This is a genomic window from Acidovorax sp. K2F, from assembly GCF_025246485.1.
Taxonomy (GTDB): Bacteria; Pseudomonadota; Gammaproteobacteria; order Burkholderiales; family Burkholderiaceae_C; genus Acidovorax; species Acidovorax delafieldii.
In genome coordinates this window covers 78,508-99,035 of sequence record NZ_JAOBSQ010000034.1, presented here as the reverse complement: position 1 = coordinate 99,035, position 20,528 = coordinate 78,508, and the positions used below count along the sequence as shown (strand labels likewise).

Genomic DNA, 20,528 nt, shown 5'->3' with positions numbered 1-20,528 from the left:
CGGGTGGGCGGGGTGAATGGTCGAGGGGGCTGCGGCGGCGTCAGCCCGCCTTTCGCAGCATTTCAACGTGCGGGATATCGTCTTCCAGGTATTCGTCGGACACGGCCTCGAAGCCCAGGCTGCCGTAAAAGCCCCGCAGATGGGCCTGCGCGCTGATGCGGATGTCACGCCCCGGCCACGCCTGGCTGCAGCGGGCAATGCCCTCCTGCATCAGCGCCCGGCCTGTGCCGTTGCCACGCGCTTCCTTGGCGGTGACCACGCGGCCGATGGAGGGCTCGGGGTAGTTCACACCCGGGTCCACCACGCGCAGACAGGCTTGCAGCGTACCCGCCTCGTCGTAGCCCAGCAGGTGGTAGGACTGCTTGTCCGCTTCGTCCGGGTCCTGGTAGGGGCCCTGCTCCAGGATGAAGACCTTGCAGCGCAAGGCCAGGGCGTCATGCAGCGCATGCACGCCCAGGTCGTCGAAGCGGGCCCAGGTCCACTTCAGCATCATCAGATCAGCTTGACCAGTTGCTTGCCAAAGTTCTTGCCCTTGAGCAGGCCCAGGAAGGCCTCGGGCGCGGCGGCAATGCCTTGGGCAATGGTTTCGCGCGGGCGCAGCTTGCCGGTGCCCACCAGCGTGCCCAGCTCCTTGAGCGCGTCGGGCCAGACTTCCATGTGTTCGCTCACGATGAAGCCCTCGACCTTCATGCGGTTGATGAGCATGAGTGCGGGGTTGGCCATGGGCAGCGGTGCGCCGTCGTAGCCGGCGATCATGCCGCACAGGGCGATGCGGCTGAAGGCGTTCATGCGCAGCATCACGGCGTCCATGATCCAGCCGCCCACGTTCTCGAAGTAGCCGTCAATGCCATTGGGGCAGGCTTCTTTCAGCGCCTTGGACATCGCCTTCACGTCGCTGTATTCCTTGTAATCGATGCAGGCGTCAAAGCCCAGTTCTTCCACTGCGTACTTGCACTTGTCGGCACCGCCCGCAATGCCCACCGCGCGGCAGCCACGGGCCTTGGCGAGGGCCGCAAAAGCGCTGCCCACGGCGCCCGTGGCGGCGCTCACCACCACGGTGTCGCCTTCCTTGGGCGCAATGATCTTGACCAGGCCGTACCAGGCCGTGACACCCGGCATGCCCACGGCACCCAGGTAGTGCGACAGCGGCACATGGGTGGTGTCCACCTTGCGCAGCGCACCCGGCTGGTCGGCATTGACCACGCTGTATTCCTGCCAGCCGCCCATGCCCACCACCTTGTCGCCCACGGCGTACTTGGGATGCTTGCTCTCGGCCACTTCACCCACGGTGCCACCGATCATGACTTCGCCCAGCGCCTGCGACGCGGCGTAGCTCTTGCTCTCGTTCATGCGGCCGCGCATGTAGGGGTCCAGGCTCAGGTAGTGGTGGCGCACCAGCACCTGGCCGTCCTGCAGCGCGGGCGTGTCGGTCGCGACCAGCTTGAAGTTGCTGGCCACCGCTTCGCCCTGGGGACGGTTGTCGAGAACGATTTGTTGGTTGCGTGGCATGGAAAGCTCCTTCAGAAAATTAAACACTATGTTTTTGATAGCTGCCAGCGCATATATCCATTGCGCTTGCAGGCAAAAAGGCTTTAAAACCTGCTGGCGACCTCAACCACTGGCTCAGTCGGTGGAGATGACCTTGAGGTCATTCACATTGCGCCCGTCCACAGGCAGGCGCTTGACGTACTTGAACGTGCCGGTGGCGTGGCAGCACACCTTGCCTTGGGCGTCGTACACCGTGCCCTCGGTGAACGCCATGGTGGCCGTGCGGTGAATCAATCGCCCCTTGGCCACCAGCGGCCCGCGCGCGGGCTGCATGAAGCTGGTCTTCATCTCGATGGTGACCACGCCCATGTCCGGCGTCACGCTGCGCGCGGCCGTCGCCATGGTCACGTCCAGCAGCGTCATCGACGCGCCGCCGTGGGTCACGGCAAACGAGTTCAGGTGCTCAGGCTTGGCTTCGTAACGCAGCTCGGACTCGCCGTCCTCCATGCGGTGCAGCGTGAAGCCCAGGTGGCTGACAAAGGGGATTTCGACACCAAAACTAATCAAGGCTTTTTCCTTTGGAAATGTAGGTCGCAACTGGCGCGGCACGGGCGATGGACGCAGAGCAAGGGCCGCCCCGCAGCGATTGCGTCGTCCCCCTTCCCGAATCGCTCAGCGATTCGAGAGAAGGGGGAAGCGGCGCAGCCGCTCAGGGGGATGTTCACCCGCCAGTCACAATGCTCACGCCGCCGTCCACCGCCAGCCATTGGCCGGTGATGTGCTTGCCCGCATCCGACGCATACAGCGCGCACAGGCCCTTCAGGTCTTCATCATCGCCCAGGCGGCCCAGGGGGGCGTGGGCCGCCAGCGCTTCTTCGCCCATTGCCTTGAGCGTGCCCACCGTCATCTTGCTCGGGAAGAAGCCCGGGCAGATCGCGTTGACGCGGATGTTGTAGGCCCCCCATTCGGCCGCCAGCGCCCGTGTGAAGTTGATCACCGCGCCCTTGGAGGTGTTGTAAGCAATGGTGTTCATGCCCTTGGGGTTGCCGCCCAGGCCGGCGATGGACGCCACATTGATGATGCTGCCGCTGCGGCGGCCGATCATGCTGTGCTTGGCGATGTGCTGGCTCAGGATGAAGTACCCACGCACGTTGAGGTTCATCACCTTGTCCCAGGCCTCCACGGGGTGGTCTTCAGCCGGAGAGCCCCAGGCCGCGCCCGCGTTGTTGACCAGGATGTCCACATGGCCCAGGCGCTGCAAGGTCTCGTCGGCCAGGCGGCGGATGTCCTCTTCCTTGGCGCAGTCGGCGGCGATCCAGCGCGCGTCGATGCCTGTGGCCTGCAGGTCGGCCGTGGCTTCTTCCAGGTCAGACGCCTTGCGCGAGCTGAGCACGATCTTGGCGCCCGCCTCGCCCAGCGCGTGGGCCAGTTGCAGGCCCAGGCCGCGCGAGCCGCCGGTCACCAGGGCAGTCTTGCCCGTCAGGTCAAACAGTTGTTGGATGGTGCGTGTCATGTGAATGTCTCCTTGGATTTTTGCCAGTCGATGGATGTTCTCGGACCACAGCCCGGCGCTGGGATGCGCCAGCCAGGGGGTGGAATACAGGCAGCCATTGTGCGGCGCCAGAAGGCTGCATTGTGTCGCCGCCGCGTCCGCTCCGCACGGGGCCCGCCAGGTGGCTGCCGCGGTGCCGCAGCGTCAGCCCTGGGGGTCGGCCTTGAGCCGCGCACGCACGGCGATCAGCACCACGCCCACTGCCGCCACTACGCCCCCACCCACCATCAGCACCCAGCCCGTGGCCGCGTCGGTGCGGGCGGTGGCAATGCCCAGCACCAGCGTGAGCAGGCCGCCGTAGATCAGCACCCAGATGAGCTTTTGCAAGCGCTGCAACGTGCTCAGAGCCGCCATCAGAACGCCTCTTCAGGAAAGCTGGCGCAGGTCGCGTCGCGCGTGCTGACCACTTGAAGCCAGGCGCCGATCTTGGGCAGCTCGTAATGGAAGAAAAAGCGCATGGCGCCCATGCGGCCCACGCTGGCGGGCTGCGCCAGGGCTGCATCGGCCGCCAGGGTGGCCAGCGCCACGTCCAGCCACACCCAGGCCAGCACCGTGTGGCCAAAGGCCTGCATGTAGGGCACGGCATTGGACAGCGCATCAGCGGGTTGACCCGTGGCCCAGGCGGCCTTGGTGGCCGCGCCCACGTCCTGCAGCGCCTTGCCCAGCGCGTTGGCATGGGCGGCCAGCGCGGGCACCTGGATGGCGCGCTCGATGGTGGCGTTGATGCGCCCGGCCAGCAGTTGCAGGCCACGACCGCCTTCCATCAGCACCTTGCGGCCCAGCAGGTCCATGGCCTGGATGCCGTGGGTGCCTTCGTGGATCATGTTCAGGCGGTTGTCGCGCCAGTACTGCTCCACGGGGAAGTCGCGCGTGTAGCCGTAGCCGCCGTGGATCTGGATGGCCAGGCTGTTGGCCTCCAGGCACCATTCGCTGGGCCAGCTCTTGGCGATGGGGGTCAGCACCTCCAGCAGCAGGCGGGCTTCGTCGGCCGCAGCGGCATCGCCCGTGTGTTGCTCGTCCACCAGCCGCGCGCAGAACAGGTTGAGCGCCAAGGCGCCCTCGCCATACGACTTTTGCGCCAGCAGCATGCGTTTGACGTCCGCGTGCTCCACGATGCGCACCTGGGGCTGGGCGGCGTCCTTGACCACGGCCGCCGCGCCGTCCTTGGGGCCCTGCACGGGGCGGCCCTGGGGGCGGTTCTTGGCGTAGTCCAGGCTGGCGTAGTAGCCGGCCAGGCCCAGCATGGTGGCGGCCATGCCGATGCCAATGCGCGCCTCGTTCATCATGTGGAACATGCAGTGCAGGCCCTTGCCGGGCTGGCCGACCAGATAGCCAACGGCGCCTGCCTGGCCATCCACGGGGTACTTGCCCTCGCCAAAGTTCAGCAGCGTGTTGGTGGTGCCGCGCCAGCCCAGCTTGTGGTTCAGGCCCGCCAGCGCCACGTCGTTGCGCACGCCGGTCAGCTGGCCGTCGGTGTCCACCAGCTTCTTGGGCACGATGAACAACGAGATGCCCTTGGTGCCGGGCACCAGCTTGCCGTCCGGCCCCGGAATCTTGGCCAGCACCAGGTGCACGATGTTTTCGGTCAGCTCATGGTCGCCCGAGCTGATCCACATCTTGTTGCCCTTGAGGCGGTAGCGGGGGCCGAGCGGGTCGCTCTCAAAGCCCTCGCCATCCGGCACGGCGCGTGTGGCCACGTCGGACAGGGACGAGCCCGCCTGTGGCTCCGACAGGCACATGGTGCCCGACCAGCGGCCGTTGAATTCATTGAGCGCAAACACCTGCTTTTGCAGGTCGGTGCCATGCACCATGAGCAGGTTGGCGTTGCCCGAGGTCAGCAGGTTGGACCCAATGCTGATCGAGGCGGCCGCGAAAAAGCTGTTGGCCGCAGCCTCCACCGTGTAGGGCAGCTGCATGCCGCCAATGTCGTAGTCCTGCGCGGCGCTCAGCAGGCCCGACTCGGCGTAGGCGCGCCGTGCTTCGTAGGTGGCTTGCGGCAGCACCACGCGCAGCGTGCCGTCGGGCTCGGTCTCGGTGCGGGGTTCTTCGGTGTCCACCACGCGGTTGAAGGGAGCGTACTTCTCGCGCGCGATGCGCTCGGAGGTGTCGAGCACGGCATCGAAGGTTTCGCGGGAGTGGTCTGCAAAGCGCTCGCGGGTTTGCAGCTTCTCGGCGTTCAGCCACTGATAGAGCAGGAAATCGACGGTGGGACGTAGGCTCATGGCATTTCAGGGTTAAAACAGCCCCAGGCGCAGATAAATCATGCGCCAGCAGCTATCAAATAAGGAGTAAACGGCGCAGGAGTGAGGAGGAACATGCTCCCATCCCTTGCCACCATCAGGCGCCAGCGGGCGACGGTGCCGCGTCTTCGCGCGGTGGCAGTGCGGCAATGGTGCCTTGCGCCACGGCGCACAGCTTTTCGGTGCCTGCCTGCACCACCAACACATCGCAGCGGCACACCGCCTGCGCGCGGCCATGGTGCACCGCCTGCGCACGGGCGATGAGCAGTTCGCCCACCGCAGGGCGCAGGTAGTTGATCTTGAACTCGGAGGTCACCACGGGCACCCGCATCGCGGTGCCTCCTGCGTAGGTCAGGGCGTTGTCGGCCACATAGCTCAGCACGCCCCCGTGCACAAACCCGTGCTGTTGCAGCAACTGGGGCGTGATGGGCAGGTGCAGCTCGCAGTGCCCTGGGGACAAGGCATGTAGCCGTGCCCCCACCAGGATGCTGAACGGCTGCGATGCCAGTACCTCACGCCCCATGGCCAGGAAGACCTCGGGCGACACCACGACATCGGGGATGTCGGTGCGCGGTGGCGACGAGGCCTGCCCGGACATGGCTTACAGCACCTCGAAAATGCCCGCAGCGCCCATGCCGCCGCCGATGCACATCGTCACGCACACTTTCTTGGCGCCACGGCGTTTGCCTTCGATGAGGGCGTGGCCCGTGAGGCGCTGGCCCGACACACCGTAGGGGTGGCCCAGGGCGATGGCGCCGCCGTTCACGTTCAGACGGTCCGCCGGGATGCCCAGCTTGTCGCGGCAGTACAGCACCTGCACGGCGAAGGCTTCGTTCAGCTCCCACAGGTCGATGTCCTGCACCGTGAGGCCCAGCTTCTTCAGCACCTTGGGCACGGCAAACACGGGGCCGATGCCCATTTCGTCAGGCTCGCAACCGGCCACTGCAAAGCCGAGGAAACGGCCCAGGGGCTTGAGGCCCTTCTTGCTGGCGTACTCTTCGCTGGTGATCACGCAGGCACCGGCTCCGTCAGAGAACTGGCTGGCATTGCCGGCCGAAATCAGGCCACCGGGCAGTGCCGACCGCAGGCCACTGATGGCCTCCACCGTCGTGCCTTCGCGTGTGCCTTCGTCCTTGCTCACCGTCACTTGCTTGGTGATCAGGCCCAGCGTCTTGTCAGCCACACCGGCCGTCACGGTGATGGGGGCGATTTCTGCATCGAACAAGCCGTTGGCCTGAGCGGCACAGGCCTTTTGCTGGCTGCCTGCACCGTACTCGTCCATGGCTTCGCGGCCGATGTTGTAGCGCTTGGCCACCTGCTCGGCGGTCTGCAGCATGCTCCAGTAAATCTCGGGCTTTTGCTTGGCCAGAGCCAGGTCCTGGATCATGTGCAGGTTCATCTCCTGCTGCACGCAGGAGATGCTTTCAACACCACCGGCCACGAACACATCGGCTTCGCCAGCGATGATGCGCTGGGCGGCCATGGCAATGGTCTGCAGACCCGAAGAGCAGAAGCGGTTGACCGTGACGCCGGAGGCGGTGATGGGCAGACCGGCCTTCAAGGCGATCTGGCGCGCGATGTTGCTGCCGGTGGCGCCTTCGGGCGTGGCGCAACCCATGATGACGTCGTCCACGTCTGCACCGTCGATGCCGGCGCGCAACACAGCGTGCTGCACGGCATGGCCGCCCAGGGTGGCGCCATGCGTCATGTTGAACGAACCCTTCCAGCTCTTGGCGAGCGGCGTGCGGGCGGTGGAAACAATCACTGCGGAGGTCATGTGAATTCCTTTGATTCTGTAGATGGGTGCACGCGGCTATTTACTGGAAGGCCTTGCCTTCGGCGGCCAGCTTGGCCAGCAGCGGAGCGGGCTTCCAGAACGCTGCGTCATCCAGCGGGTTCTTGGCAAAACGGTCCATGGCCTGCACCACGTTGAACAGACCCACTTCGCTGGCGTAGTGCATGGGGCCGCCACGGTGGATGGGGAAGCCGTAGCCGGTCAGGTACACCATGTCGATGTCGCCGGACTTGCTGGCAATGCCGTCTTCCAGGATGTGCGCGCCTTCGTTGACCAGTGCGAACACCAGGCGCTGCACGATTTCTTCGTCCGAAATCTTGCGCGGCGTGATGCCCAGCTCCTTGCGGTGGTCTTCGATCATCTTGTTGACCAGGTCGCTCGGGATCGCGTCGCGCTTGCCGGCCTGGTAGTCGTACCAGCCTGCGCCGGTCTTCTGGCCGAAGCGGCCCAGTTCACACAGCTTGTCGGCCGTGCGGCTGTACTTCATGTCGGCACGTTCGACGGAGCGGCGCTTGCGGATGGCCCAGCCAATGTCGTTGCCCGCCAGGTCGCCCATGCGGAACGGGCCCATGGCAAAGCCAAACTTTTCGATGGCCTTGTCCACCTGCTGGGGCGTGCAGCCTTCGTCCAGCAGGAAGCCAGCCTGGCGGCTGTACTGCTCGATCATGCGGTTGCCGATGAAACCATCGCACACGCCCGAGACCACCGAGGTCTTCTTGATCTTCTTGCCGATGGCCATCACGGTGGCCAGCACGTCCTTGGCGGTCTCCTTGCCACGCACCACTTCCAGCAGCTTCATCACGTTGGCAGGGCTGAAGAAGTGCATGCCCACCACGTCCTGCGGACGCTTGGTAAACGCTGCGATCTTGTCCACGTCGAGCGTGGAGGTGTTGGAGGCCAGGATGGCGCCGGGCTTGGCCACAGCGTCGAGTTGCTTGAACACGGCTTCCTTGACGCCCATCTCCTCGAACACGGCTTCGATGATGAGGTCGCAGTCCTTGAAGTCGTCGTAGCTCAGCGTGGTGCTCAGCAGGGCCATGCGCTGCTCGTACTTGTCCTGCTTGAGCTTGCCCTTCTTGACCTGGGCTTCGTAGTTCTTCTTGATCGTGGCCACGCCACGGTCCAGGGCTTCCTGCTTCATTTCCAGGATCTTGACGGGGATGCCCGCGTTCAGGAAGTTCATGGAAATGCCGCCGCCCATGGTGCCCGCGCCAATCACGCCCACCAGCTTGATGTCGCGCTTGGGGGTGTCGGAGGCCACATCAGGAATCTTGGAGGCTGCACGCTCAGCCATGAACAGATGGCGCAGTGCACGCGACTCGGGCGTCCACATCAGGTTGATGAAGATCTCGCGCTCGACCAGCATGCCTTCGGCGAACTTCTTCTTGGTGGCCGCTTCGACCGCGTCCACGCACTTGGCGGGTGCGGGGAAGTTCTTGGCCATGCCCTTGACCATGTTGCGTGCGAACTGGAAGTACGCATCGCCTTCGGGGTGCTTGCAGGGGAAGTTGCGCACCAGGGGCAGCGGACGGGCATCGGCCACGCTCTGGGCAAACGCCAGGGCTTCTGCGGCCAGCGATTCGGCCGACGCGGCCATCTTGTCAAACAGCTTCTGGCCGGGCACGGCGCCGATCATTTCGCTCTTGACGGGCTCGCCGCTCACGATGAGGTTGAGCGCGGCTTCCACACCAATCACGCGGGGCAGGCGCTGCGTACCGCCTGCGCCAGGGATCAGGCCCAGCTTGACTTCGGGCAGTGCAATCGAGCAGCCAGGCGCCGCAATGCGGTAGTGGCAACCCAGGGCCAGTTCCAGCCCGCCGCCCATGGCCACGCTGTGCATGGCAGCCACGACGGGCTTGGCCGAGTTTTCAATGGCGGCAATCACCGACAGCAGGTTGGGTTCTTGCAGCGACTTGTCGGTGCCGAACTCCTTGATGTCGGCGCCGCCAGAGAACGCACCACCGGCACCGGTAATCACGATGGACGTGACCGCTGCATCGGCATTGGCACGGCCAAGGCCGTCCACGATGCCCTGGCGGGTCGCCAGACCGAGTCCGTTGACGGGAGGGTTGGCCATGGTGATCACGGCAACGGAGCCGTGGACTTTGTATTCAGCGGTCATGGTGCTGTTGTTCCTTGGAAAGTGAAAAAGAACGATCGTGCGTTTTTATTGTAGAGACTTCAAACCCATTTGGCGTGTCAATTTGTCCCGGGCGGGACAAGGGGGTTTCAGACATTCCCTGAAGAGCACACTCCGACAGGCAAAAAAAAAAGAGGCACCACCGAAGACAGGGCACCTCTGCAGATCGACATGGGAGCAGCTTCTCAGGCTTCACCATGACCTCAGTCGGTGAAACTGGCGCGCCGCAGGCCAGCGCCCCCGCGCAAGGGCCGCCCCGCCGCGCTGGGGGCGTCCCCCCAATGGGGGGAAGGCGCCGCCAGGCGACTCAGGGGGGCTTCACACCTCAAGCCATTCCTTGCGGATGTAGTTGTCGGCCCGCAGGCTGTCCGGTGTGCCCTGGAACACGATAGAGCCGTGGCCCATCACCAGTGCGCGGTCTGAGATCTTCATCGCAATGGTCAGCTTCTGCTCGATCAGCAGCACCGAGATGCCGCGCGACTTGATGGTCTGCAGGTACTGCCCCACCAGCTCGACGATCTTGGGTGCCAGACCCTCGGTGGGCTCGTCGATGATGATGAGGTCCGGGTCACCCATGAGCGTGCGGCACAGGGTCAACATCTGCTGCTCGCCGCCCGACATCACGCCCGCCTCGGTGTGCTGGCGCTCCTTGAGTCGGGGGAACATCTCGTACATGTCTTCGAACGACCAGCGGCTGTTCTTGCCACTGCCCTTTTGGCCGAGCATCAGGTTCTGGTGCACGGTGAGGTTGGGGAACACATCGCGGCTTTCGGGCACATAACCCACCCCCAGGTGGGCGATCTCGTAGGCCTTCCTGCCATTGAGGTCCTGCCCCTTCCAGTTGAGTGTGCCCTCCCAGTCCACCAGACCCATGATGGCCTTGGCGGTGGTGGAGCGGCCCGAACCGTTGCGCCCCAGCAGGGCCACGATTTCACCGGGTTGCACATCAAAGGTCACGCCATGCAGCACATGGCTCTTGCCGTAATAGGCGTGGAGATTTTCGATTTTCAGCATGTCAGTGTCCCGCCCCTTGCTCGTCCGCAACGACCGAGCCCAGATAGGCCTCTTGCACGCGCTGGTTGGCGCGCACCTTGTCGGGCGTGTCAAAGGCAATCACCTCGCCATACACCACCACAGCGATCTTGTCGGCCAGGCCGAACACCACGCCCATGTCGTGCTCCACCGTCAACAGCGTGCGGCCTTCGGTCACTTCCTTGATGAGGTGGATGAAGCGTGAGGTCTCGGTCTTGCTCATGCCGGCCGTCGGTTCGTCCAGCAGGATCACATTGGCACCGCCCGCGATGGTGATGCCAATCTCCAGCGCGCGCTGCTCAGCGTAGGTCAGGTTCATCGCCAGCGTGTCGCGCTTCTTGTCGAGCTTGATCATCTCCATGAGCTGCTTGGCGCGCTCGTTGGCATCGTGCAGGTTCGACAGGAAGCGCAGGAACGTGTACTTGTAGCCCATGCTCCACAGCACGCCGCACCGCAGGTTTTCGAACACCGACAGCTTGGGGAAGATGTTGGTGATCTGGAAGCTGCGCGAGAGCCCGCGCCGGTTGATCTCGTACGGTGCCATGCCGTTGATGCGCTGGCCATTCAGGATCACATCGCCGCTGGTGGGCGCAAAGCGCCCGCTGATCAGATTGAACAGCGTGGACTTGCCCGCGCCGTTGGGGCCGATGATGGCCACGCGCTCGCCAGGCGCCACCGCCAAGTTGGCGCCACGGATGATCTCGGTCTTGCCAAAACTCTTGCGCAGGTCGCGCAGTTCGAGCGCATAGGTTGCGTTGTCAGCCGCCATGGTTACAAAGCCTCCCCGCGCTTGATTTCATGTTCTATTTCTTCCTGGATCCTGCTCCACTGGCGCACAAATTGGCGGCGGCAGAGTTCAAACAGGGCAAAGCCCGTCACCATCACGAACACCGCGCCAAACCAGCTGGTAAAGCCCTTGGCGTTGAGCGTGGCGCCGAGGAAGGTCAACTCTGGCCCCAGCGCGGCATTGAGCTGCAAGTGGTACGTCATCTCGATCATGCAGGCTGCGCCCATCACACCCACCAGGGCAGTACCGCCCAGCGCGAGGTAAGAGGTCCACAGCTGGCGCAGCTTGCCGAACTTGGCCAAGCGCAGGTTCATCATGATCAGGCTGGCCACGCCACCGGGCGCATACATCACCATGAACAGGAATACCAGGCCCAGATATAGCAGCCAGGCCTTGGACAGCTCGGACAGCAGCACAGAAGCCAGCACCAGCAGCACGGCACCAATGATGGGGCCGAAGAAGAAGGTGGCGCCGCCCAGGAAGGTGAACAGCAGGTAGCCACCCGAGCGCACCACGTTAAGGCTGTCAGCACCCGTCACGATCTCGAAGTTGATGGTGGCCAGACCACCACCAATGCCGGCAAAAAAGCCCGCAATGATGAAGGCGAAGTAGCGCACCCGCTGCGTGTTGTAGCCAATGAACTCCACACGCTCGGGGTTGTCGCGCACTGCGTTCAGGATGCGGCCCAGCGGTGTGCCGGTGAAGGCAAACATCGCCGCAGTGCACACGAAGCAGTACACGGCGATCAGGTAGTACACCTGAATGGCAGGACCGAAGGTGATGCCGAAGAACGACTGGCCATACACGCGGTCGGTGGTGATGCCGCCTTCGCCCCCGAAGAACTCGGGGAACATCAGCGCCATCGAAGCCACCAGCTCGCCAATGCCCAGCGTGATCATGGCGAATGTGGTGCCCGACTTCTTGGTCGTGACAAAGCCCAGCAAGATGGCAAAGAACGCCCCCGCCAGCCCGCCCACGATGGGGATCAGCACCAGCGGAATGCTGAAGCTACCTTTGCTTGCCATGTTCATGGCGTGGATGGCTATGAACGAACCCAGACCGGTGTACACGGCATGGCCGAAGCTCAGCATGCCGCCCTGCCCCAACAACATGTTGTAGGACAGGCAGATGATGATGAGGTAGCCGATCTGCGAGAGCATGGTCAGCGCCAGACTGCTGCGAAACAGCATGGGCGCCACGATCAGTGCTGCGGCAAACAGCGTCCAGATCACAAAGCGCCCGACGTTCCAGGGCTTGAACCGGTAGTGCGACGTGGCACTGGAGACAGGATGAGTGGTTGAATTCATGGCATCAGTCCTCCCGCGTGCCCAAAAGGCCCTTGGGGCGGAAGATCAGGATCAGCACGAGGAACAGGTACGGCAGGATGGGCGCCACCTGGGAAATCGTGAGCTTGAGCAAGGGATAGCCAAAGGTCTGGTCGGTCACCGCCACACCCACGGCCTTGAAGACGTGGATCAGCGAGTAGTCCAGCGCCACGGCAAAGGTCTGCACCACGCCAATCAGCAGCGAAGCGATGAAAGCACCAGCCAGCGAGCCCATGCCACCCACCACCACCACCACGAAGATGATGGAGCCGACAGACGCAGCCATCGCAGGCTCGGTCACATAGGTGTTGCCACCGATCACGCCCGCCAGGCCCGCCAGCGCGGCGCCACCACCAAACACCAGCATGAAGACACGCGGCACGTTGTGGCCCAGCGCCTCCACCATTTCTGGGTACTTGAGAGCCGCCTGGATCACCAGCCCGATGCGGGTGCGTGTGAGCAGCAGCCACACCGACAGCAGCATCAGCAGCGCCACCAGCATCACAAACGAACGCGACTTGGGAAACTGCGTGCCGTACAGCGAGAACAGCGGTCCCTGCAATTGCTCTGGCAGGCCGTAAGGCACCGTGGAGCGACCCCAGACCAGCTGCACGACCTCCAGAATCAGGTACGACAGCCCAAACGTGACCAGCAGCTCGGGCACATGGCCAAACTTGTGCACCCGGCGCAGGGCGTAGCGCTCGAACGCAGCCCCCAGCACAAACACCACAAGCGGTGCCAGCACCAGCGCAGGCCAAAAGCCCACCACCCCGGAGATGGTGAACGCGAAATAGGCACCCAGCATATAGAAGCTGGTGTGTGCGAAGTTGAGCACGCCCATCATGCTGAAGATCAGCGTGAGGCCGGAACTCAGCATGAACAGCAGGAGCCCGTAGCTCACGCCGTTCAGCAAAGAGATCACGAAAAACTCAGGATTCATTGGAATTTTTCATCACGGAGGGAAAAAAAAGGCCCGAGTACGTCGGGCCTCGAAGTTCTGGCGCCGAAACGCCAGCGCCGGATTTAGGGGCGCTTCATCTGGCACGAAGTGGGCGTGCTGGCCACGTAGGGCTCGTAGTACTTCAGCGGCACGAAGGTGTAGCCGGTGTTTTCTGAGTCGATGGGGTACTTGCCGCCGGCCTTTTCCCACTTGGAAATGAACAGGCCCTGCTGCAACTGGTGGTCGGTCTTGCGCATTTCGACTTCACCGTTGAAGCTCTTGAACTTCATGCCTTCAAACGCTGCGGCCACCTTGACGGGGTCGGTGGACTTGGCTTTCACGAAACCTTCGGACAGCATGGTGAAGGCGTGGTACACGGCGCCGGTGTACATGTCGTCGTTGAACTTCTTCTTGTAGTCCACAACGATCTGGTTCAGCGGGCCAGGCAGGTTCATGTGGGCGTAAGCCACCATGTACACGCGGCCTGCAGCGGCAGAGCCCATGGCGGTGGGGCTGCCAGTGACAGAGCCGTAATAGGTGTAGAAGTTGACGTTGTTCAGGCCCGCGTCGTTAGCGGCCTTGATCAGCAGTGCCAGGTCAGAACCCCAGTTGCCGGTGATCACGCTGTCAGCGCCCGACGCCTTGATCTTGGCGATGTAGGGCGAGAAGTCGCGCACCTGGGCCAGGGGGTGCAGGTCGTCACCCACAAACTGCACGTCGGGGCGCTTGCGCTGCATCATCTCCTTGGCGAACTTGGAGACCTGGTGGCCGTGCGAGTAGTTCTGGTTGATCAGGTAAACCTTCTTGACCTCTGGCAGGTCCTTCATGTAAGTCGTCAGCGCTTCCATCTTCATGGAGGTGTCTGCATCCAGACGGAAGTGCCAGTAGCTGCACTTGCTGTTGGTGAGGTCTGGGTCCACGGCAGCGTAATTCAGGAACAGGACTTCCTTGCCGGGATTGCGTGCGTTGTGCTTTTCGAGCGCGTCCATGATGGCCAGTGCGGGACCAGAGCCGTTGCCCTGAACTACGTAGCGCGCACCCTGGTCCATGGCCGAGCGCAGGGCGCTGGTGGTTTCCTGCGGGCTGAGTTTGTTGTCGATGCCGATGATTTCAAATTTGACGCCGGCAGGGTTCTTCTTGTTGAACTCTTCAGCGATGAACTGGAAGCTCTTGAGCTGGTTCGTTCCCACGGCCGCCATCAGGCCAGACAGGGGGTCGAGCCAGGCGATTTTGACCGTCTCGCCCTTTTGAGCGAAGGCCCCGCCAGCGCTTGCCAAGATTACCGAGGCTGCTACAGCCTTAATAGCGAACTTCATGCTTTTGTCTCCTTGTAAATCGACACAACGCAGCGTACCGCGTTGCAACAAAGCGATGCTCAGGGATTGCCCCTACCAGCGTCGCACACGTGACTGGCGCTGCGCTCCCCCGAGCGCGCACCAGCCTGGGGCAGCGCAAAAAATGGCGCTCGCAAGCGATGCGCGCACATGCATTGCCCCACCCTGATCACAGGCCGGGAAGCTTGTAATCCTTGAGCTGCTCACGCAGCTTGGTCTTGAGCATCTTGCCGGTGGCACCGAGCGGAATGGCATCGACAAACACCACGTCGTCAGGGATCTGCCACTTGGCCGTCTTGCCTTCGTAGAAGGCCAGCAGCGCTTCGCGCGTCACCTCTGCGCCAGGCCGCTTGACCACGGCCACAATGGGGCGCTCGTCCCACTTGGGATGCGGCATACCCACACACGCTGCCATGGCAATGGCGGGATGGGCCATCGCAATGTTCTCGATGTCGATGGAGCTGATCCATTCGCCACCGGACTTGATCACGTCCTTGCTGCGGTCGGTGATCTGCATGAAGCCGTCGGCGTCGATGGTGGCCACGTCGCCCGTGGGGAACCAGCCCCTGCCCTGCGCGTCGCGCACCAGCGGGTCACCGCCCTCGCCCTTGAAGTAGCTGCCCACGATCCAGGGGCCCTTGACCAGCAGGTCGCCATAGGTCTTGCCGTCCCAGGGCAGCTCGTTGCCGTCGCCACCCACGATCTTCATGTCCACGCCATAGATCGCACGGCCCTGCTTTTGCAGGATCTTCATCTGCTCGTCCTTGGACATGACGAGGTGCTTGTTCTTCAGCGTGCACAGCGTGCCCAGCGGGCTCATCTCGGTCATGCCCCAGGCGTGCAGCACCTCCACACCGTAGTCTTCCTTGAAGGCGTGGATCATGGCGGGCGGGCAAGCCGATCCGCCGATCACCGTGCGGCGCAGTGTGGAGAACTTGAGGCCCGCAGGCTTCATGTGGCCCAGCATCATCTGCCACACGGTGGGCACGCCCGCCGCGTAGCTGACCTTCTCCGCTTCGATCAATTCGTAGATCGACTTGCCATCCATCGCTGGGCCTGGAAACACCAGCTTGCAGCCAGTGAGCGCGGCCGAGTACGGAATGCCCCAGGCATTGACGTGGAACATGGGCACCACGGGCAGCACCGAGTCGCGGGCCGAGAGGCACATGACATCAGGCAGCGCCGCAGCGTAGGCGTGCAGCGTGGTGGAGCGGTGGCTGTACAGCGCGGCCTTGGGGTTGCCTGTGGTGCCGCTGGTGTAGCACATGCTCGATGCAGAGTTCTCATCGAACTCAGGCCATGCGTAGTCCGAAGACTGCGCGCCAATCCAGGCTTCGTAGCTGGTCAGGCCGGGAATGCCGGTGTCGGCAGGCAGCTTGTCGGCGTCGCACAGGGCAACCCATTTCTTGACAGTGGGGCACTTGGCGTGCACCGCTTGCACCAGGGGCAGGAAGGTGGTGTCAAAGCACAGCACCTGGTCTTCGGCGTGGTTGATGATCCAGGCGATCTGGTCGGGGTGCAGGCGTGGATTGACGGTGTGCAGCACGCGGCCCGATCCGCTCACACCGAAATACATCTCCATGTGGCGATAGCCGTTCCATGCCAGCGTGGCCACCCGGTCGCTGAACTGGAGCTTCAGGTCATCCAGCGCGTTGGCCAGGCGGCGGGCACGTGCGGCGAGGTCGCGGTACGTGTAGCGATGGATGTCCCCCTCCACCCGTCGGGACACGATTTCGGCGTCGCCGTGGTGGCGCTCTGCGAATTCGATCAGCGACGAAATCAGCAACGGTTGACTCTGCATCAAGCCCAGCATGAATACTCCTTGGATGTTGTAGTGAATGGAACGGTCATCGTAGCGCGCGTACCGGCGTCCGGGTGTCGCCCGCGTCGTGCCCCCGCACGCCACTGGGATGAACCCGCGCACGCCGCACCACCGCACTGGCGCGGCACCGGCGGCGGCACGGCTGCAAAGTCGCCGAACCCCGTGAACCGCTGCGGAGTGTGCGCCCGGCGGGCATGGCTGCCAACACTTGTCGTCCCACTGACAAAGGGCAAGGGAATACCCTGAACCGCCGGCACCGCTGCAGCGACAATCGGGCCCATGCTTTGCGCTGCCCCTTCTGCCCAACGATTCATTGCCGCCCAGCCCTGGTTCGCGGGCCTGCCTGCCGCCATGCAGGAGCGGCTGCGCGAAGAGGTGTTTGCCGAGCAGGCCGACAAGGGCGCGGTGATGATGCCCGCCGGCAGCGCCGTGCGGGGCTGGCATGCCGTGCTGTCGGGTCTGGTGATGCTGCAGAGCCCCACCAGCAAGGGCCGGTCGTCCGCCTTCATCGGCGTGCCTGACGGTGAATGGTTTGGCGAGGGCTCGGCCATGAAGCCCGAGCCCCGCCGGTACCACGTGGTGGCACTGCGCCCCACCACCCTGCTGTGCCTGCCCCTGCCGCTGTTTGCCACGCTGCGCGAGACCAGCCTGGCGTTCAACCAGTTCCTGGTGCAGCATCTGAACATGCGGCTGGGCCAGGCCATGACCATCATCGAGGCCGGGCGCACCCAGTCCACCGAGCACCGCGTGGCGCTGTACCTCAGCCGCCTGTTCTGGCGCAGCACCCGGCGGCTCAACCTCACGCAGGAAGAGCTGGGCCAGCTGGTGGGCCTGTCGCGGCAGACCGTGAACAAGGTGCTGCAGTCGCTGGAGGGCATGGGCATTGTGTCGCTGGACTTCGGGCGCGTGGCCATCGTGGACGACGAGGCGCTGAACGCATACCTCGCCGCCACGGCCGCGCACTGAACACCCGCATTCGGCCGGGGTCTGTTCGACATCTGCAGCACGAGGGTCATTGCACGCTCAGGCGCACCGCCTTCTGGTCTGCATCAAAGATGAACTTGCGGGGCCAGGGCTGCCAGGTCTGGCCCAGCGTTGCGTTGTTGGGATCGCCGGTGTGCACAAAGGCGCGCAGGCTGTCCATCATGGCCCGCGACAGGGCCAGGCGCCCCGGCTGGTTGGCGGTGCTGTTGGTCGCCTTCGCAAACACCGAGGGACCGAAGTTGCCAAACACAAAGGGCAGGTCGAACGCATGGGCCGCGCCGTACACATCGTTCCATGGTGCGGGCTGCCGGGCCCAGTTGAACCGGTAGTTCCACACATTGCTCTGCTGGCTGCTCAGGGCGTTCAGCAGGTTGTCGCGGCTGGCGCCAATGAACACATTGCCCAGCATCTGGGTGCGTGCGTTATAGCCCGTGCCCGGGGCTGTCACCGGCAGGTAGGACGCATCCAGAATGTCCGCCGCAGTGAGGGTGGTGGTGGCATCAGGGTCGAAGCGCTGCATCATCGCAAAGCGCTCGGCATCGCCGATCTTCATGCCGGGCTTGCCGCCCAGCAGCACCAGGAACGGGGCAAACAGCTTGCCCTCCTCGGCCGTGTAGCCGGACAAAACAGGCACTTTCTGATAGCGGCCCGCAGAAATCTCCGTGATCGGATCGGCCGGAAGCACCACACCGTCCGGGATCGGGCCCGAACCTGTCAGCCCCTTTGCCAGCACCGTCTGCAAGACGACCCGCGCATCCTTGCCACGCAGGTAACTGGCCACCTGCGCGGGGGGCCAGCTGGCCACCAGGGCCTGGGCTTCGGGCAGGCCAGGTGCCAGGCCATCGGCCACGGCCAGATGCGCCAGCAACTGGCTGGCCTGTGTGGCGTAGCGGGAGACCGGGTTGAGCGTGGGGATGGACCCGGCGGGCAGGTTCGACGCCAAGGAGATCCCGCCACTGATCGGTACCAATTTGTGGAAGAGCCCGGTGGCCTGCGGTGCGGTCAGCAGCGCCAAGGCATTGATGGCCCCCGCCGACTGCCCCATCAACGTGACGTTGCCCGCATCGCCGCCAAACCGGGCGATGTTGCCCTGGACGAACCGCAGCGCCTGCACGACGTCCAGCAGCGCGTAGTTGCCGGTATAGGTGCTGCCGCCTGCGCTGCTTCCACTGCCGTTGTTGCCGGCATGCAGGGCGGGCAACTGCAGATACCCCAGCACATCCAGCCGGTAGTTGGCTGTGACCACGATGGCATTGGCCGACTTGGCCAGCGCGGCGCCGTCGTACACCGGGTCGGCGGTGTAGCCCGAGATGGCACTGCCACCATGGATAAAGACCAGCACAGGCAGGTTGTCCTGCGCGGTGGCTGGACGCCAGATGTTGAGGGTCAGGCAGTCTTCGCTGCCCAATGGGGTGTTGAGCGTCTGGCCAATCGTGTCGTCAAAGCGGTTGTTGGCGCCCGGGCCGTAAATGCGGCCCATCTGCAGGCACGCACTGCCAAACCGGGTGGCGCTGCGCTCGCCCGTCCAGGCGGCGGGCTCCGCGGGCGGCTGCCAGCGCAGGGCCCCGACAGGGGGTTGGGCGTAGGGAATGCCCTTCCAGGCATAAGTGCCGCTGGTGGTGCTGTCATCCGTGCCGCGCACCATGCCATAGCGGGTTTCGCGCAGTTCGGGCGGCGTACCGCCAGAACCACCACACGCCGTGGTCATCACGGCGGCGAGGCATGCTGCGCCCCAGCGCAGGCTCTTTGCAAAATAGGCCATGTTGTTTGTCTCCTTCGGGGTTTTCAGGAATGGGGCGGGCCTGCAGAACGCATCACACTCGCGCCTGGGACCGACCTCGGCGCCGATTGTGGAAACGCCCGGCCCACAACCCACTATCGCAACCACACCAAAACAGTGACTTCAGAACACCACCCGCGCGTAAACCCTGAGACTGGGGCTTGCCCATGAACCCATTGCCGCAGCGCACCAGCTCTGCCGCCTGGGTGCGCGGCATTGCGGAGCTGTTTGCAGCCGAGGGACTGCCGGTGCAAGCCCTGTGCGCGCAGGCCGACATCGATCTGGAGAGCCTGCAGCACCCCCACACCCGCGTGGATGTGGACCGCGTCAGCCGCTTGTGGGAGGCCGCAGCCCAGCACTACGATCGCCCGGGGCTGGGCCTGGACCGCCAGCTGGCCGCGCGCTACGGCAAGCTGGATCTGGTCGGCCACGCACTGGCCTCGGGGCCCAATCTTCTCGAAGGCTTCAGGCACCTGGACCGGCACATGGCGCTGATCTCGGACGCCACCACGTTCTCGATGGAGCGAGACCCACGCGGTTACTGGATGGTGCTCAACCACATCGGCGCCTCGCGCCCCATACCGCGACAGCGGGTGGAGTTTGCGGTGCTGACCCTGCTGACGCTGTGCGACTGGCTCACCCGGCGCGACCTCACGCCCCTGGCCGTGGAGTTGGTCACCCCAGCGCCGGCCGACGACACGCGACACCGCGCGGCATTTGGCGTACCCCCCCGCTTTGGCCAGCCGGTAAACCGCTTTCTGATGGCCGAAGCCGACCTGCTGCAACCCATTCCCACCCACAACCCGAACCTGTGGGCGCTGCACGAACAACTGGTGGAGGCCGAGCTGGGACAACTGGGCCCGTTGAGCCAGTCGCTGGTCAGCGCCAAGGTGCGCACGGAGATATCGCGCATGCTGCACCTCGGCGAACCCCGCCGCGATGACGTGGCTGCGCGCCTGCACCTCACCGATCGCACCTTGCAGCGCCGGCTGCAGGCAGAGTCGGTGAGTTTTCAGCAACTTCTGGACGACACCCGCAGCGAGCTGGCACGCCAATACCTGGCCGACCCGCGCCGCAGCCTGGCCGAGGTGGCGGACCAGCTGGGTTTCAGCGACCAGAGCAACCTGTTCCGGGCCTGCAAGCGCTGGTTTGGCATGCCCCCAGGCCAGTACCGCCAGCAGCTGCTGCAGCCTGCGTCAGGCCCGGCCTGCCTGACGGCGGCAGCGTTGTTGTAGCGGTCGCGGTGCAGGCTATCCCCGCCCTGCCATGGCCCTGTGGGCGCCGGGGCATCCGGCCTGCGAGACAATCC

The 20,528-nt window shown here is 64.2% G+C and carries 18 protein-coding genes; 2 read left to right on the top strand and 16 right to left on the bottom strand.

What is annotated here, in order from left to right; translation table 11 throughout:
- Positions 1-40: 40 nt before the first annotated feature.
- The 15 genes from N4G42_RS12275 to N4G42_RS12205 all read right to left on the bottom strand — a co-directional run bounded on the left by N4G42_RS12275 (position 41) and on the right by N4G42_RS12205 (position 16,446).
- Entirely contained in the window at positions 41-493 is a 453-nt protein-coding gene (locus N4G42_RS12275) for a GNAT family N-acetyltransferase (protein ID WP_260667354.1), read from the bottom strand.
- Positions 493-1,509: an NADP-dependent oxidoreductase gene (locus N4G42_RS12270; RefSeq protein ID WP_260667353.1), complete on the bottom strand. Its 1,017-nt coding sequence runs from the start codon at positions 1,507-1,509 to the stop codon at positions 493-495. The genes N4G42_RS12275 and N4G42_RS12270 overlap by 1 nt, the downstream gene beginning before the upstream one ends.
- A gap of 114 nt (positions 1,510-1,623) precedes the next feature.
- On the bottom strand, positions 1,624-2,055 hold the full coding sequence (locus tag N4G42_RS12265) for a PaaI family thioesterase (RefSeq protein ID WP_056063497.1): 432 nt from the start codon (positions 2,053-2,055) through the stop codon (positions 1,624-1,626).
- A 154-nt stretch (positions 2,056-2,209) separates the two neighbouring features.
- Positions 2,210-3,001 carry an SDR family oxidoreductase gene (locus tag N4G42_RS12260; RefSeq protein WP_260667352.1) on the bottom strand — a complete coding sequence of 264 codons (792 nt, stop codon included), beginning with the start codon at positions 2,999-3,001 and terminating at the stop codon, positions 2,210-2,212.
- A gap of 183 nt (positions 3,002-3,184) precedes the next feature.
- Complete coding sequence (locus N4G42_RS12255) at positions 3,185-3,394, bottom strand: hypothetical protein (RefSeq protein WP_121942757.1); 210 nt, start codon at positions 3,392-3,394, stop codon at positions 3,185-3,187.
- Entirely contained in the window at positions 3,394-5,262 is a 1,869-nt protein-coding gene (locus N4G42_RS12250; protein ID WP_260667351.1) for an acyl-CoA dehydrogenase, read from the bottom strand. The genes N4G42_RS12255 and N4G42_RS12250 overlap by 1 nt, the downstream gene beginning before the upstream one ends.
- Positions 5,263-5,377: 115 nt before the next feature.
- Positions 5,378-5,878 (bottom strand): PaaI family thioesterase, encoded by a 501-nt coding sequence (locus N4G42_RS12245; protein ID WP_225581328.1) that lies wholly within the window; start codon positions 5,876-5,878, stop codon positions 5,378-5,380.
- A gap of 3 nt (positions 5,879-5,881) precedes the next feature.
- Positions 5,882-7,057: an acetyl-CoA C-acyltransferase gene (locus N4G42_RS12240; protein WP_056063507.1), complete on the bottom strand. Its 1,176-nt coding sequence runs from the start codon at positions 7,055-7,057 to the stop codon at positions 5,882-5,884.
- 40 nt (positions 7,058-7,097) lie between these two features.
- Positions 7,098-9,197, bottom strand: coding sequence for a 3-hydroxyacyl-CoA dehydrogenase NAD-binding domain-containing protein (locus N4G42_RS12235; protein ID WP_121942754.1), 2,100 nt, complete (start codon positions 9,195-9,197; stop codon positions 7,098-7,100).
- Positions 9,198-9,533: 336 nt separating this feature from the next.
- Entirely contained in the window at positions 9,534-10,229 is a 696-nt protein-coding gene (locus N4G42_RS12230) for an ABC transporter ATP-binding protein (RefSeq protein WP_260667350.1), read from the bottom strand.
- A 1-nt stretch (position 10,230) separates the two neighbouring features.
- Positions 10,231-11,016: an ABC transporter ATP-binding protein gene (locus N4G42_RS12225; protein ID WP_015014388.1), complete on the bottom strand. Its 786-nt coding sequence runs from the start codon at positions 11,014-11,016 to the stop codon at positions 10,231-10,233.
- Positions 11,017-11,018: 2 nt separating this feature from the next.
- Positions 11,019-12,341 carry a branched-chain amino acid ABC transporter permease gene (locus tag N4G42_RS12220; RefSeq protein WP_056746259.1) on the bottom strand — a complete coding sequence of 441 codons (1,323 nt, stop codon included), beginning with the start codon at positions 12,339-12,341 and terminating at the stop codon, positions 11,019-11,021.
- A gap of 4 nt (positions 12,342-12,345) precedes the next feature.
- Positions 12,346-13,299, bottom strand: coding sequence for a branched-chain amino acid ABC transporter permease (locus tag N4G42_RS12215; protein WP_056063520.1), 954 nt, complete (start codon positions 13,297-13,299; stop codon positions 12,346-12,348).
- An 83-nt stretch (positions 13,300-13,382) separates the two neighbouring features.
- Positions 13,383-14,615, bottom strand: a complete 1,233-nt coding sequence (locus tag N4G42_RS12210; protein WP_108499645.1) for a branched-chain amino acid ABC transporter substrate-binding protein — start codon at positions 14,613-14,615, stop codon at positions 13,383-13,385.
- Positions 14,616-14,802: 187 nt separating this feature from the next.
- Positions 14,803-16,446 carry a 3-(methylthio)propionyl-CoA ligase gene (locus N4G42_RS12205; protein ID WP_260667349.1) on the bottom strand — a complete coding sequence of 548 codons (1,644 nt, stop codon included), beginning with the start codon at positions 16,444-16,446 and terminating at the stop codon, positions 14,803-14,805.
- 288 nt (positions 16,447-16,734) lie between these two features.
- Here N4G42_RS12205 and N4G42_RS12200 point away from each other — a divergent pair, with 288 nt between their 5' ends.
- Positions 16,735-17,421, top strand: a complete 687-nt coding sequence (locus N4G42_RS12200; RefSeq protein WP_260667348.1) for a Crp/Fnr family transcriptional regulator — start codon at positions 16,735-16,737, stop codon at positions 17,419-17,421.
- A gap of 46 nt (positions 17,422-17,467) precedes the next feature.
- Here N4G42_RS12200 and N4G42_RS12195 read toward each other — a convergent pair whose 3' ends face one another.
- Positions 17,468-19,201, bottom strand: a complete 1,734-nt coding sequence (locus N4G42_RS12195; protein ID WP_409557820.1) for a carboxylesterase/lipase family protein — start codon at positions 19,199-19,201, stop codon at positions 17,468-17,470.
- 185 nt (positions 19,202-19,386) lie between these two features.
- Between N4G42_RS12195 and N4G42_RS12190 the strand changes: the two genes are divergently transcribed.
- Entirely contained in the window at positions 19,387-20,454 is a 1,068-nt protein-coding gene (locus N4G42_RS12190) for an AraC family transcriptional regulator (protein ID WP_260667347.1), read from the top strand.
- Positions 20,455-20,528: the final 74 nt, after the last annotated feature.

Excerpts from the sequence above, each read along its gene's own strand:
- N4G42_RS12270 (WP_260667353.1), bottom strand. The coding sequence starts at position 1,509 with ATGCCACGCAACCAACAAATCGTTCTCGACAACCGTCCCCAGGGCGAA.
- N4G42_RS12275 (WP_260667354.1), bottom strand. The coding sequence starts at position 493 with ATGATGCTGAAGTGGACCTGGGCCCGCTTCGACGACCTGGGCGTGCAT.
- N4G42_RS12235 (WP_121942754.1), bottom strand. The coding sequence starts at position 9,197 with ATGACCGCTGAATACAAAGTCCACGGCTCCGTTGCCGTGATCACCATG.
- N4G42_RS12250 (WP_260667351.1), bottom strand. The coding sequence starts at position 5,262 with ATGAGCCTACGTCCCACCGTCGATTTCCTGCTCTATCAGTGGCTGAAC.
- N4G42_RS12215 (WP_056063520.1), bottom strand. The coding sequence starts at position 13,299 with ATGAATCCTGAGTTTTTCGTGATCTCTTTGCTGAACGGCGTGAGCTAC.
- N4G42_RS12245 (WP_225581328.1), bottom strand. The coding sequence starts at position 5,878 with ATGTCCGGGCAGGCCTCGTCGCCACCGCGCACCGACATCCCCGATGTC.
- N4G42_RS12230 (WP_260667350.1), bottom strand. The coding sequence starts at position 10,229 with ATGCTGAAAATCGAAAATCTCCACGCCTATTACGGCAAGAGCCATGTG.
- N4G42_RS12240 (WP_056063507.1), bottom strand. The coding sequence starts at position 7,057 with ATGACCTCCGCAGTGATTGTTTCCACCGCCCGCACGCCGCTCGCCAAG.
- N4G42_RS12195 (WP_409557820.1), bottom strand. The coding sequence starts at position 19,201 with ATGGCCTATTTTGCAAAGAGCCTGCGCTGGGGCGCAGCATGCCTCGCC.
- N4G42_RS12205 (WP_260667349.1), bottom strand. The coding sequence starts at position 16,446 with ATGCTGGGCTTGATGCAGAGTCAACCGTTGCTGATTTCGTCGCTGATC.
- N4G42_RS12200 (WP_260667348.1), top strand. The coding sequence starts at position 16,735 with ATGCTTTGCGCTGCCCCTTCTGCCCAACGATTCATTGCCGCCCAGCCC.
- N4G42_RS12220 (WP_056746259.1), bottom strand. The coding sequence starts at position 12,341 with ATGAATTCAACCACTCATCCTGTCTCCAGTGCCACGTCGCACTACCGG.
- N4G42_RS12210 (WP_108499645.1), bottom strand. The coding sequence starts at position 14,615 with ATGAAGTTCGCTATTAAGGCTGTAGCAGCCTCGGTAATCTTGGCAAGC.
- N4G42_RS12225 (WP_015014388.1), bottom strand. The coding sequence starts at position 11,016 with ATGGCGGCTGACAACGCAACCTATGCGCTCGAACTGCGCGACCTGCGC.
- N4G42_RS12260 (WP_260667352.1), bottom strand. The coding sequence starts at position 3,001 with ATGACACGCACCATCCAACAACTGTTTGACCTGACGGGCAAGACTGCC.
- N4G42_RS12255 (WP_121942757.1), bottom strand. The coding sequence starts at position 3,394 with ATGGCGGCTCTGAGCACGTTGCAGCGCTTGCAAAAGCTCATCTGGGTG.
- N4G42_RS12190 (WP_260667347.1), top strand. The coding sequence starts at position 19,387 with ATGAACCCATTGCCGCAGCGCACCAGCTCTGCCGCCTGGGTGCGCGGC.